Genomic DNA, 11,882 nt, shown 5'->3' with positions numbered 1-11,882 from the left:
GCTCGCCGAAGGAACGCCGGGACTGCTTGTCAGAAGGTGTGGACACATGCATAAGGATCTCCAATCCCGCCCTCGGTCAGGAACCCCCACTCACACGGGGTGTCTCACACCAGTCTGACCAAGAGGGCCATGCCTCGATCTGCTCGGTGACCTGCGCCGGCGTGACGATGGGACTGTAGTGCGGCGTGGATGATCGATCCTGCAATTCGGCGTAGCCGTAGCGACGCCAGCGGTTGACCCACTTGCTCGCGCAAGCCCGTGAGATGCCATCTCGGCGGCGACATGAGCGATCGGGCGATTCTCGCGTCGGCGCACCGGCGGCGCCGACTCTCCACTGACAACAGAGCGTCGCGATGTCCCGTTGCCCGCTCCTCAGATGCCGCGCTTCATTGCGCGGGTGGACAGTGCCAAACCGGCGACGGCGATGGCCACGGCTGCGGTAGTGCCGTAGAGAACGGAGATGCTGAGGAATTCGCCGGTGAACAGGGCGCGGGCGGCGTCGACGATGTAGGTGAGGGGGTTGATCGCGGCGATGGCGCTCAGCCAGCCAGGTCCGGCGTCGACGGGAAGCAGGATGCCCGAGAGCAGCATGATCGGGAAGACCAGCATCTGGGTCACGATCCAGAATAGGTTGCCACTCGGGCGGGAGGCGATCGCCAAGACGTAGGACAGGCCGCTGAGACCGATGGCCATGACGATCAGCAGCACCATGGTGGCTAGGGCGCCGGGCAGGTGCAGACGCATGCCCAGGGGGATGGCGATGACGATGAGGAGCGTCGCCTGGGCGAACAGGATGACGACCTCCTTCCCGGTGCGCCCGAGGATGATCACGGTGCGGCTGATGGGGGTTACGAGGAAGCATTCCATCTGCCCGCCGCCGAGTTCGCTGAGCATGCTGTGGCCCGCCGAGAGCGGTCCCATGAGGCACATCATCACGAGGATGCCGGGGACGAACCACGGCCAGACACCGCCGGTTGCCGCGCCCAGGGGAGATCCGGTGCCGGCGAGCATCGAACCGAACAGGACGAGGAACAGAAGGGGCTGTCCCATGTGGGCGATGATGCTGACCGGAGAACGGATCTCTGGTGTGATCTCGCGACCGAACACCGTCGTGGTGTCGCGGATGAGCTTAGGCATGAGTGACTCCGATCGGCTCCTCGGTGGCGTCGCCCGATTCTTCGAGCCGGCGTCCGGTGAGGCCCAGGAAGACGTCGTCCAGAGATGGGCGTTGCACGTTCGCGCGGGTGACCGTGATCGAGTCGTGGTCCAGCAGTCGCAGGAAGGCGGGCAGGGCGGCTTCGGCATCGGCGATCCGCACACTCACCCGCTGGCCGTCCGTGGCGACCTCGAAGACCCCTGCCGTCTGGCCCACGAGAGTCACCGCGGTGCGGGCGGTGTCGATGTCGGCGGTGGTGAAGTGTATCCAGTCGCCGGCCAGGTCGGCCTTGAGCGCGTCCGCGGTGCCGTTGGCGATCACCTCACCGCGGTCGACGATCACGATGCGCTCAGCCATGTGGTCGGCCTCGTCGAGGTAATGGGTGGTCAGCAGGATCGTGATGTCGTAACTCGCGCCGCAGGAGCCGTATCTGCTCCCACAGGCGGGCCCGGCTGTGGGGATCGAGGCCGGTGGAGGGCTCATCGAGGAACAGCACGCTGGGGTGGTGAATCAGTCCCAGGGCGACGTCCACACGGCGGCGCTGACCGCCCGAGAGCGTGCCAGGTGTGCGTGAGGCCAGGTCCCCGATGCCCAGGACCTCCAGCACCTCATCGGCCCGGCGCCGCGCGTCACGGGTCTTCAAGCCGTAGCAGCGGCCCTAAGTGATGAGTTCGTCGCGAATGCGGTGGTTCTCACCGGAAGCGTTCTTCTGGCTCACATAGCCGATCACCTCACGCACCCGGCCCGGTTCGCGGGCCGCGTCGTGGCCCGCGATGCGCACGCTGCCCGACGTGGGCGGCAGCAGCGTGGTCAGCATCCGCAACGTGGTGGACTTGCCCGCCCCGTTCGGCCCGACCAGCGCCACCAGTTCACCGGCCGCGACATCGAAGCTGACATCGCGCACCGCCTCGATCGTCTCCTTGCCCGCCTTGAAGGTCTTGCGCAGCCCCTCGGCCCGGATTATGTCCTCACCACTCATGTTGCAGACTCTAAGACATCCAGAATAGAACTATACAGTTCGATAAACGAAGTAAGAACACCCGTTGCGGGTGTTGCTGCTACCTTAAGGGCGTGAGTGCGAGGAACCGGACCGAACGAGCCATCGTCGCGGCTGCGGTGAGGACGTGGGCGAGTGATCGTTCGGCGATACTGCCTCAGATCGCCGAAGCCGCAGAGGTCGGGCGCACGACGCTGCACCGCTACTTTCCCGAGCGTGATGGGCTGGTGCGCGCGGCCGTCGAGCACGCCCTGGAGATCATCGGCACTGCGATCGCCGAGGCGCAGCCTGACACCGGTCACCCGCGGGAGGCGATGCGCCGCGTCGTCGCCGCGCTGAACTCGGCGAGTGATGCCGTCACGTTCGCGTTCGGCGACCCCCACCTCGTGCAGGACGTCATCCCTACGGCGGATCCCGACCTGCCCAACCCGCACGACCCGGTGATCGACCTCATCCGTCGCGGCCAGGCCGAGGGCGTGTTCGACGACCAGGTCTCGGCCGAGTGGATACAGCAAGTCCTGTGGGGGCTGACCTACACCGCCTTCGAGCAGGTCACCCAAGGCGCGCTGGCCAAGTTCGACGTCGCCGCGACCGTGACGCGCACCCTGGAACGGGGCATCACCGCAGAGGGCGGCGACCCGACGTGACCTCATCCGCAGTATCGACGACCGCCGCTGGCGCCGAGACCGGCTGGACAGTGGACTTCTGGCTTGACCCCGCCTGCCCGCTCACTCGCCACACCGCCCGCTGGGTCACTGGAATCGCCGACGAGATCCCGCTCCAGCTCCGTTGGCGGGTGATGAGCCTGTCGGTACTCAACGAGCATCGCGACGATGACCCCGAGGGCGACCCTCACGGCTATCTATGGATTCCCGCCCGTGTCGCGGCAGCCGTCCTCACCGAGCGCGGCCATGACGCACTCGGCCTGTTCTATGACGCACTCTGGACTGAACCCGATGGCGCTGAACGGGACCGGGTCGGCGACATCAGCGACGCATTGCATCGCTCCGGCCTGCCCGTCGGGCTCGCCGAGGCTGGCACGTCCACCGACTACGATGCCGAACTACGCGCCTCCCACCACGACGGCATCAGCCGTATCGACGCCGAGATCGGCACACCCGTCCTGGCCATCACCACACCCAACGGCGCAGGGCGCGCCTTCTTCGGTCCCGTCCTCAATGCTGTTCCAGCACAGGCGGACGCACTCCGCCTGTGGCAGGCAACAGTCCTCGTGGCCAGCATCCCGGCCTTCCTCGAGATCAAGGCGTGACCGAACCCCCCTCGGCGAGAAACTCATCCGCGCCGTCAACAACCTCCTGACCCGCGACAACTAGGCCATGATTGGCCACATGAAGTGGCTCGAGCGCTTCGGGAAGAAGACCCGCAAGCCCATGGGGCAGCCGGAGTCGCCCACGGCCGTGACCGGTAACTCGGCGGCCGGGCCTGGGCAGGTCCTAAAGCACGAACCCCTGCACTTCGAGCCAGAACTTCCGGACATTGTGACTCCGCGGAGTTGTTCGCTGACCGCAGGTAGTGTCTCTGCTTCCTGTCTTGTACCCGGAAGCAGAAAGCGGGTCGTGCACTACGGGTCATTCCTGACTTGGCGATCGTGAGCGGCAAGCAGTGACCTGACTCTGCTTGCCACTCACAACCACGAACGTAACCACTGTCCTAGCCTTCGCTGCTTAGTGCCAGCGAGACGGACAGGTGAGCGAATCAGCAGAAAACCGTGTACCTGACTGCCAGGTCGTTGTCGCCGCGGTATAGATCGCGTCGCACATTGGCGGGGTAGTCCCCGATCACGCCGTCACTCTTGTAAAGGCGCACCGACCTGGACCTCGTCTGAATCGACGAGACACGGTATCGCCATTCGACGGGGAGGTCCTTGGTGCCACAGTCGTAGAGTTCGTACCTGGACGTCTGCCCGCCGGCGTCCTCGTACAGGCATCCATAGAGTCCTTGGCATTCCCATGCTGTCACTCCCGAAGATGCAGCGGAAGCCGGGCCGACCGGGATCATGGCGGATGACGCTGCCATGGCGACCAACGTCGCTGCCATCAAGGAACTCTTGCGCATGCTCAGCATATTCGCACTCCTTCTGGGGTTCAAGCCGATTGAGCGGCGTTCCTGACGCTAATGAAGCAGCAGCGTCAGGGTCAACACCATTCTCTTACCCAAATCGGTCTGGAACAATTCCTAGAGGTTTATCAATGAATGCCGCAGTGCGATCTATTTAACGTCAATTGTCCCGGTATTTGTTGTCCGTTAATTTGGGTGACAATCCGGGGAACTGTGGCAGGCGCGGATGCCTGCTTGGGACTTCCGTGGAGTTATCTCCAGTTGGCGGTATCTGCCGACTGAGTACACATCGTTCCGGTTCACTCAACGTCTCATTGATGCGGATATCGACGCGTCAATCGGCACCGTCGGCGACGCCTACGACAACGCACTCGCGGAATCCACCATCGGTTTATACCTCGGCCAGCGTGCCCGCGGCCGCGACACGTCCCCGGGCAATGATGCCCACGTGCGAGCAGAGTTGCTCCACCAGGACCATCACGTGGCTGGACAGGATCACCGAGCCCCCACCGGCGACGAACCGCTCCAGGATCGTGCGGATCGTCGCGGCGGACACCGGGTCGACGACCTCGAACGGCTCGTCGAGCACCAGGAGCTTCGGCGCATGCAGCAACGCGGCGGCCAAGCTGATCTTCTTGCGCATGCCGGTGGAGTATTCGAGAACCGACGCCCTGGTCGAGTCGAGTTCGAACACCGCGAGCAGCTCGTCCGCCCGCCGCACCACCATCTCCTCACCGAGCCCGCGCAACAGCCCCAGGTAGGTCAGGAACTCCCGGCCGGTGAGACGCTCCGGCAGCGCCAGCCCGTCGGGCAGCACACCGACGAGTTCCTTAGCACCCAGCGGATCACGCCATACATCGTGGCCGAACACCCGAGCGGTGCCCTCATCGGGCCGCAGCAGGCCGACCGCCATCAACAGCGAGGTCGTCTTGCCCGCCCCGTTCGGCCCGACCAGGCCGTAGAACGAACCGGCGGGCACCGTCAAGTCCACCCCGTCCACCGCCCGGTGCACACCGAACACCTTGACCAAGCCGGACAGCTCCAACGCCGCGGTCATCGCGCCGTCGCCCGCTCGAACAGGGCCACCAGATCGCGGGCATAGGCCGCCAAGTCCAGGCCGGGCACGGCAGTGAGCTGCGGGCCGATCGCGTCGATCGCCGCGCGGATGGTCATCGCCGTCGTCCGCGTGTCGAACTCGCCGAAGTAGCCGTCCGCTTGACCCCGGCTCAGGATGTCCCGCAGCGGCGCCAAACTCGCCTCGTAGACCGAAGCGTCGCTGCGGAGCTTGGACTCACCGTTCTCGTCGGTGAACCCGACCGCGATCGCGACCAGCACCTTCACGTCGTCACGGTGCTCTGCGACGTAACCGACGTTGGCCTCGATGTAGGCCCTCAGTTATCAGTTCGGGATCGAGCGGGTCACCCGATACGACCGCTACGCCAACCACTTCTGCGCATTCTTCACCCTCGCCGCCACACTCACCTGCTTCAAAAAGACCACCTACTGAAACACGCTCTTAGCTGGTGACTGCTCGCGCGAAAGCTTTTTGCGAGAGGGAACGAGATCGAAGATCGGAGACAAAATTAAAGGGGCAGGCCGAACCACCGGTTCCGCCTGCCCCCCATCGAACTCAACCCATGCCTTGCCGAACAACAGCCTCTCAGCCTGACTGGCGGTCGTCATGTACTTTGTCGTCGCAGCCAAACCGAGTCGCCCGGTGTGTGCTACGGACGGATCTGAATGCAGGCGGGTCCAGGCACCCGGCCTTCATAGATGGTTTGAGCGCAGATTAGCGACCCGGGTTGAAACTTCATCTTCATGTTCCACTGGACACCGAGACTGCCAAGGCCGCAGCCGTTGTTCTTGGCCGTTCGCTCGAAGGGGTACCCGCCGAGTTCCGTACCCCAGACCTTCACTTCCACCACACAGATCTGCCTGGGGAAGTAGGGAGCAACGGTAGAGACAAGGTGTCCTTGAATGGACTGAACGTCCACGCCCTTACCGACCACGTCGATGCAATGCTTGTTCCAATCGCCAGGGCCGTGTGCGGCGAGACATCCGCCTGCCGACTGGATACCTACCCCGTCTTGCGTGGCGGCACCTGCGGACGGCGCCATGGCGAAGAGAGAGAAGAAGGCCATGAGGCCCACGATAAGTTTTCGCATCTGTCAATCGCCTTTGTTCATGCTAAATAGATGTCGGAGAGAGTTTCCGACTGTGGTGACTTTACGAGATGATGGCTTCAATCCGGTTTCACGCGGAGGACGAGGCCCTCGGCGAACTGGAAGAGGTCCTGGCGGCCGGGGACGGCCCGGTGCGCCTGGACGACACCGGTGATCTGGTGATCTCGCCGCTGACCGCCGAAGATGTCCCGGACGAGGCGCGGGCGCTGAAGGCGGAGCTGACCGAGATGCGCTTCGCGCCGATCGTGTCGCAGCTGATTGAGCTGGACAAACGCACCGGCTACCTGGACTGCTTCACCCACGCCGGCGGCAAGCAGACCCGCACCCCGGAGTTAAAGCGGAACCTGATCGCGGTGCTGCTGGCCCACTCCACCAACCTCGGCCTGACCAGGATGGCCGACGCCTGTGGGATCTCCTACGACGTGTTCGCCTGGACCTCGGAGTGGTACGTGCGGGAGGAGACGCTGCACGCGGCGAACCTGGCGATCATCGACTACCACCAGCGCCTGCCGCTGACCGCGGTCGAGCATGGACCATCAGGTTCGGCTGTGGAACGTCACGGAGTCGGCCCGGCCGCTAGCACTGAGCGCTGTGGACAGCGACACGGAGGCCTTGTACAGCGCGAAGTTCAGCGCCGCCGGGCGCACACTCATCGCTGACGGCGATGACAACGGCGTACGATTGTGGAACGTCGCCGACCCGCGCAGCCCCGAACCGCTGGCTACCCTCACCGGCACAGCCAATGGTGTTGGCAATCGCCGTCGGCCCGGATGGGCGGACCGTAGCCTCCGCCGGCGACGACCAGACCATACGGCTCTGGGACATCGCCGACCCCCGCCGCCCGACGCAGCTGGCCATGCTGACCGGTCACGCCGACGGCATTTACACGGTGGCCTTCGGCCCCGACGACCGTACCCTGGCCTCCGCCGGCGACGACCGCGCCGTCCGGCTATGGAACATTGCCGATCGCCACCACCCCACCGAATTTGTGACCCTGACCAGCCACACCGACGCAGTCGAAGCGGTGGCCTTCAGCCCCGACGGCCGCACGCTCGCCACCGCCAGCTGGGACAACACCACCCGGCTGCTCGACACGGACTTCGAACGGGCAGGCGCCCGCGCCTGCGAACACGTACGCACACCTATCACCGAAACCGCATGGAACCGCTACTTCCCCGACGTCGACACCCGAAGACAAGCGGCGAGCGCCGAGATCATCACGACCATGTCTTAACCAGCAATGCCTTTCACAGCCTGAATTCGTTACTAAGGGGGGCGGGAGCCCGCCGCGATCGCCCGAGACCGCTCCGCCGTCGCCAAGGCCTTGGCCGAACTCAGGCCTGTGGTCCTCAACTACCGCGTTGAGAAGCTGGGCGCGGCCAAGGGCTCGTCGTCCATCTCTACGGCGGCCTCCGGCCAGCGGGCGACGAGATGGTGCTCAGCCGGGCGGGTGAGCAGGCCAGGGTATGGCTGTACCGCCGGAACCTGCCGCGCGTGAGCGCAGGACACGCCGCGGCCGCCCAAGGCAGCCCGACTCTGGCGCCCGGGCTGGACACTCGTCCGCACCTTGTTCCGAGCTTCGAGCGTCATCCTCGACTTCCCTGAGAGCCATCGGTGGCGGCGTGACGATACCGGAGCATGCCTCGTCCGCATCAGGTGGACATGCCGACTTGCCGGGCGATGTCGTCCGCAGTAAGGCGCCTGTCGTGGTGATAAAGGTCGAAATCCTGGTGCCCGCGTCGAGGCGTGACGTACTCGGTGAGTGCTTGGGCGCCGAGTGCGCGGATGGTGCTGAGCGCGGCGTCGAGCGGTATGTCGCCGGCGGGCGTGGTGGCGAGTGCTGCCACGGTGGCTGCGGAGAGTGCGACTGTGGCCCAGGAGGCGTCGGTGTTCCGGGTCACGGCGGGGCCGTTGGTCGGGCTGCTCAAGTCGACGATATCGTGTACGAGATCCCAATTGATGTTACCCAACGAACTGACCGGCGTGACCGCACTCCTCATGGCATACGCAACGGACCGGTAGACCGCCTCGGAGACCGCGGCCTGGTCGGGATCCGACTTACACCACAGGTACCACGGGTCAATCGCCAGTGAGGTGTTGGCGATGTCCACGCCGGTGATCGGCGGCCCAGACGTATCCGCAGATCGCGGACTCGGGGTGGATGAAGCCTTCCCTGCCACCGACCTTGACCGAGGCGAGGCGGACGTTCGGCGCGACGCCTGTGACACCCACCCCGTTCTTGGCCGCCGCCACAATGCCGACCACGTGCGTGCCGTGCCCGACGTCGTCCTGCGAGGCGGACTCCGTGGTGTCGGGAACTCCGGCGTTGGTACAGTTAACCGATGCAGATTTGTCGATATTGGCCTTCAGATCGGGGTGCGACGAATCGATGCCGCTGTCCAGGATGCCGACGAGCACGTCACGGCTGCCCTGGTTGATCTCGTTGGCCCGATCCGCGCCGATGAGCTTCGTGTTCCACTGGTTGACAGCCAGTGGTTCGGTGGTCGCCGGTGCGCGCTGACTGCGAGGGGTGTGTTCCTCGACCCGCGGCAAAACAGACACGAAATCATGGCTGCGCGGCCCCAGTTCGGCCTTGTTCCTCGTCGCGCCTGCCCCAGCGCCGCCACGCTCACTGCGTACCTTGGTGGCGAAGTCAACCCGCTTGGAACGGGCGATGATCACACCGATCTGTGACCAGTGTTTCACAATGGAGCCCTCGTTGGCGATGATCGCCATTTCGGCCAAGTCAAGTGGCGCGGTTTTCGGCACGAGCACCGCGAAGTGCGCACCTCCGGTGGTGTCGATCGGGAGCGACGGCGCAGCACCGGCCGCCGGGATCACCGCCAGGCTGAGCACGGCCGCGAGTATTCCGGCGACGGCGAGCCTTCTGGCGCGCCTCATCGGACGAAAAGTGAACATGCGGAAGCAAACCTCCATAATGAATTCCCCAGTTTTGCTGTGCCGCTTCGCACACCGATATGGCCATGGCATGCGGTCGCACCAGTTTGGCAGAGGCGATCAACCGCGCATAATACCCCGACCATGACAAATCCCTGAAGAACGATAGCGCCTCGTATATGATTTTCGCGAGAGTGGCTAAATATAATCGGAACAGGCGGTTTTGTTCGCGGGTTTCAAGCAGCTCTAACCGATTCCTATCATTCTGACTATATAGCACACCCTGGGCTTGCAGCAAAGTCGACCGTCCATCTAGGGATGGAGCGAGCAGCGGCATCCGGCTTTCAGGTTTCTTCGCTGCGGCGGCACGCTATGCAGGATGGTCGGCGACTACGGCGTCGAGTCGATCTGCCATTTGCTGTCCGCCACGGGATCCAGATCGCGCCACGGACCTACCGCAAAGCCCGCCGGCGGCCACCCACCCCACGCAATGTCGACGACGTGAGCCTGGCCAACGCATTGTGCGATGCGCACGGCAGACCCGAAGAGGTACGGGCGGCGCAAGATGACTCGCTGGCTGCGCCGCCAGGGCCACGAGGTGGCCTTCAGCACCCTCGACCGAGTCATGCGCGAACTGGGCCTGTTCGGCGTCACCCGGGGCGCCCACATTACCGAAGACTTCGTGGAGATTGTCGCTGACTTCTCATCGCGCGCGCCGATACCGGTGCGCGCGATGACATCGGGTCACGTGGCACTGACGCACGGCCATGCTGTGGTGCGGGAGGTGCGTTTTTACCGTTGCCACAGGGAAGATGCCACCGGGATCCAACTCCCGTTCGCCCCCTATGAGGCGTAGCGCCTTCCAAGGATTGATTAATCATGAAGGGCACAGTGCCGGTAGTTCCTCATGCAGGCGCCGCCGCGAGAGGGCAAGGAAGACCGGGCGAGCCGGACCCGTTCGATGGCGACGCCCACGGGCCAGCCTCGCCGGCACCCTAACTGAGACGCTTATCCGAAGCGCGGATTCACCGCGCCTCGGCACTAGTACTCCAGTCGTAGTTCGTGAGGGTCATGGTTTGTGGGCTGATTGTCGTTGGTAGTGGCTTTGCTGGGCGCGGTATTGGTGGCGTCTGCGCCATGTCGAGCAGCGGATCCGGTGTGTGACATCGAGGATCGGTCGGCTGATGAGCGTGGTGAACAGGTGGTGGATTTCGTTGCAGGTCAATGAGATCCATCCGGCAGTTGCCGGTTCGGGGTTTCGTTCGGTGGACGCGACGACGGCGAGGAAGGCGTGGGCGAGCATCGCCAGGACCGTCCAGCGGTGCCAGGAGGTCCAGCGTCGGACCTGGTGCTGGTCAAGCCCGGTGAGGCCTTTGCCGGTCTGGAACGACTCCTCGACTGTCCATCTGCGGCCCGCGACCTGAACCAGGATCCGCAACGGCACCGGTTCGGGCGAGTAGCAGCGATAGAACGCCAGTTCGCCGGTGGTGCGGTGGCGGCGGATCAGCAGCCATCGGTGCCCGTCGGGCTCGTCGGTGTCGATGTCGGCGAACGCCCAGTCGTAGTAGCGATGTCCTTTTGCTCCAGTGCCGGCGGAGAGGCGTTGCCAGACGTGCTTGGGCAACCGTGCGGCAAAACCGTCAGCGCGCAGCACGCCGGCTGGAGTGCTGACGCGGCGGTCGCAGCCGATGGCGAGGACGTAGCCGATGCCGCGTTGTTCGAGGTTCTTGCGCAGGTGGGGGTCAGCGCCGTAGACCTCGTCCCCGGCGACCCACCCGGCCTGGATCCCTGCGTCGAGGGCACGGCCGATCATGGTGGTCGCGAGCGCGGGGTTCGTCGCGAATGCGGTGTCGTCGGGGATTCCGGCGCCTGCGCAGCGGTCGGTATCGGTGGTCCAGGATTTCGGGAGGTAGAGGGCTCGGTCGATGAATGCGTGGCCGGTGTCGGTGGCGTAGGTGAGGTAGACCGCGACCTGGGCGTTCTCGATGCGCCCGGCGGTGCCGGTGTATTGGCGTTGCACTCCGACGGTGTGGACGCCTTTCTTGAGGTCGCCGGTTTCGTCGACGACCAGCACGGCGCCGGTGTCGCCGAGGTGTTCGGTGACGTAGTCGCGCAGGTCGTCGCGGACTTATCTATGGTGCGACAGCCAACACCCACGACGTCTACGCGCTCGCACCCCTGGTCATGGCGATCCCGGCGATCAAGTCACGACGCGGCCCGCGACGACGCAAGCCCGCCAAGCTGCATGCCGACAAGGCCTACGACCACCCCGGCCCCCTCTTGATCAGACTGATGTGAGAAACCCCGTGTGAGTGGGGGTTCCTGACCGCGGGTGGGATCGGAGATCCTTGTGCACGTGTCCATACCAGCTGACATGGACCGTTCCCGGTTCGGTGGACTCGGGGTGAGGGTCGCCCGGTCCTTCGGGAGACACGCGCATGGGTGTCAATGGTCAGTTTTTTCTCCCCGTAGGCGGCCAGATGTTCTCCCCGCTGGCGGCCAGGCCGATCTCCCCAACCGCGGCCAAATACTTCCCCGCCTGGTTAGGACTCAGATCAACGCAGCGGTC

General features: G+C 64.7%; 12 protein-coding genes and 5 pseudogenes. 7 read left to right on the top strand and 10 right to left on the bottom strand.

From position 1 onward, the window contains the following. Window positions 1–133 precede the first annotated feature (133 nt). From ACM6LR_RS38975 to ACM6LR_RS38960, 4 genes and pseudogenes are all read right to left on the bottom strand, one after another. Window positions 134–344: pseudogene (locus tag ACM6LR_RS38975) on the bottom strand (helix-turn-helix domain-containing protein); the annotation flags it as partial. Window positions 345–372: 28 nt separating this feature from the next. Next, window positions 373–1,107 (bottom strand): ABC transporter permease, encoded by a 735-nt coding sequence (locus ACM6LR_RS38970; RefSeq protein WP_414945620.1) that lies wholly within the window; start codon window positions 1,105–1,107, stop codon window positions 373–375. A gap of 22 nt (window positions 1,108–1,129) precedes the next feature. Beyond that, window positions 1,130–1,639, bottom strand: coding sequence for a DUF4162 domain-containing protein (locus ACM6LR_RS38965; protein ID WP_414945619.1), 510 nt, complete (start codon window positions 1,637–1,639; stop codon window positions 1,130–1,132). A 49-nt stretch (window positions 1,640–1,688) separates the two neighbouring features. Next, window positions 1,689–2,135: pseudogene (locus ACM6LR_RS38960) on the bottom strand (ATP-binding cassette domain-containing protein); the annotation flags it as partial. Window positions 2,136–2,227: 92 nt separating this feature from the next. On the opposite strand from ACM6LR_RS38960, the gene ACM6LR_RS38955 reads away from it, so the two are divergent. After that, a complete protein-coding gene (locus ACM6LR_RS38955) occupies window positions 2,228–2,800 on the top strand; it encodes a TetR/AcrR family transcriptional regulator (RefSeq protein ID WP_414942873.1) in 573 nt (190 codons plus the stop codon). After that, the gene (locus tag ACM6LR_RS38950; RefSeq protein ID WP_414942874.1) at window positions 2,797–3,423 is read left to right on the top strand and encodes a disulfide bond formation protein DsbA; all 627 of its coding nucleotides are present in this window, start codon (window positions 2,797–2,799) and stop codon (window positions 3,421–3,423) included. Before ACM6LR_RS38955 ends, ACM6LR_RS38950 begins: the two co-directional genes overlap by 4 nt. A 1,200-nt stretch (window positions 3,424–4,623) precedes the next feature. Here the strand turns inward: ACM6LR_RS38950 and ACM6LR_RS38945 are convergent. Beyond that, on the bottom strand, window positions 4,624–5,289 hold the full coding sequence (locus tag ACM6LR_RS38945) for an ABC transporter ATP-binding protein (protein ID WP_414945618.1): 666 nt from the start codon (window positions 5,287–5,289) through the stop codon (window positions 4,624–4,626). Then, on the bottom strand, window positions 5,286–5,573 hold the full coding sequence (locus tag ACM6LR_RS38940) for a hypothetical protein (RefSeq protein WP_414945617.1): 288 nt from the start codon (window positions 5,571–5,573) through the stop codon (window positions 5,286–5,288). Before ACM6LR_RS38940 ends, ACM6LR_RS38945 begins: the two co-directional genes overlap by 4 nt. Window positions 5,574–5,634: 61 nt before the next feature. Here ACM6LR_RS38940 and ACM6LR_RS38935 point away from each other — a divergent pair. After that, window positions 5,635–5,739 (top strand): annotated as a pseudogene (locus tag ACM6LR_RS38935) (IS5/IS1182 family transposase); the annotation flags it as partial. Window positions 5,740–5,956: 217 nt separating this feature from the next. Here ACM6LR_RS38935 and ACM6LR_RS38930 read toward each other — a convergent pair. After that, the gene (locus tag ACM6LR_RS38930; RefSeq protein WP_414945616.1) at window positions 5,957–6,373 is read right to left on the bottom strand and encodes a hypothetical protein; all 417 of its coding nucleotides are present in this window, start codon (window positions 6,371–6,373) and stop codon (window positions 5,957–5,959) included. Between the two features lie 92 nt (window positions 6,374–6,465). Here ACM6LR_RS38930 and ACM6LR_RS38925 point away from each other — a divergent pair, with 92 nt between their 5' ends. Further along, complete coding sequence (locus ACM6LR_RS38925) at window positions 6,466–7,074, top strand: Tn3 family transposase (protein ID WP_414945615.1); 609 nt, start codon at window positions 6,466–6,468, stop codon at window positions 7,072–7,074. A gap of 83 nt (window positions 7,075–7,157) precedes the next feature. Then, window positions 7,158–7,649, top strand: a complete 492-nt coding sequence (locus ACM6LR_RS38920) for a WD40 repeat domain-containing protein (RefSeq protein ID WP_414945614.1) — start codon at window positions 7,158–7,160, stop codon at window positions 7,647–7,649. A 418-nt stretch (window positions 7,650–8,067) separates the two neighbouring features. Here ACM6LR_RS38920 and ACM6LR_RS38915 read toward each other — a convergent pair whose 3' ends face one another. Further along, window positions 8,068–8,526: a hypothetical protein gene (locus ACM6LR_RS38915; RefSeq protein WP_414945613.1), complete on the bottom strand. Its 459-nt coding sequence runs from the start codon at window positions 8,524–8,526 to the stop codon at window positions 8,068–8,070. Next, window positions 8,495–9,271 carry a S8 family serine peptidase gene (locus ACM6LR_RS38910; RefSeq protein ID WP_414945612.1) on the bottom strand — a complete coding sequence of 259 codons (777 nt, stop codon included), beginning with the start codon at window positions 9,269–9,271 and terminating at the stop codon, window positions 8,495–8,497. The genes ACM6LR_RS38915 and ACM6LR_RS38910 overlap by 32 nt, the downstream gene beginning before the upstream one ends. Window positions 9,272–9,839: 568 nt before the next feature. Here ACM6LR_RS38910 and ACM6LR_RS38905 point away from each other — a divergent pair. Next, window positions 9,840–10,169, top strand: a complete 330-nt coding sequence (locus ACM6LR_RS38905; protein WP_414945611.1) for an IS3 family transposase — start codon at window positions 9,840–9,842, stop codon at window positions 10,167–10,169. A gap of 213 nt (window positions 10,170–10,382) precedes the next feature. Here the strand turns inward: ACM6LR_RS38905 and ACM6LR_RS38900 are convergent. Then, window positions 10,383–11,441 (bottom strand): annotated as a pseudogene (locus tag ACM6LR_RS38900) (IS701 family transposase); the annotation flags it as partial. 17 nt (window positions 11,442–11,458) lie between these two features. Between ACM6LR_RS38900 and ACM6LR_RS38895 the strand changes: the two are divergent. After that, a pseudogene (locus tag ACM6LR_RS38895) lies at window positions 11,459–11,578 on the top strand (IS5/IS1182 family transposase); the annotation flags it as partial. Window positions 11,579–11,882: the final 304 nt, after the last annotated feature.

Source organism: Amycolatopsis sp. cmx-11-32, assembly GCF_047608695.1.
Classification (GTDB): Bacteria; Actinomycetota; Actinomycetes; order Mycobacteriales; family Pseudonocardiaceae; genus Amycolatopsis.
The sequence above is the reverse complement of the archived record's forward strand: the minus strand, read 5'-3'. Positions and strand labels throughout refer to the sequence as shown.

What these genes read in the sequence shown, in the direction of transcription:
- ACM6LR_RS38965 (WP_414945619.1), bottom strand. Translation starts at nt 1,639, where the DNA reads ATGAGCCCTCCACCGGCCTCGATCCCCACAGCCGGGCCCGCCTGTGGG.
- ACM6LR_RS38945 (WP_414945618.1), bottom strand. Translation starts at nt 5,289, where the DNA reads ATGACCGCGGCGTTGGAGCTGTCCGGCTTGGTCAAGGTGTTCGGTGTG.
- ACM6LR_RS38930 (WP_414945616.1), bottom strand. Translation starts at nt 6,373, where the DNA reads ATGGCCTTCTTCTCTCTCTTCGCCATGGCGCCGTCCGCAGGTGCCGCC.
- ACM6LR_RS38925 (WP_414945615.1), top strand. Translation starts at nt 6,466, where the DNA reads ATGATGGCTTCAATCCGGTTTCACGCGGAGGACGAGGCCCTCGGCGAA.
- ACM6LR_RS38920 (WP_414945614.1), top strand. Translation starts at nt 7,158, where the DNA reads ATGGTGTTGGCAATCGCCGTCGGCCCGGATGGGCGGACCGTAGCCTCC.
- ACM6LR_RS38905 (WP_414945611.1), top strand. Translation starts at nt 9,840, where the DNA reads ATGCGCACGGCAGACCCGAAGAGGTACGGGCGGCGCAAGATGACTCGC.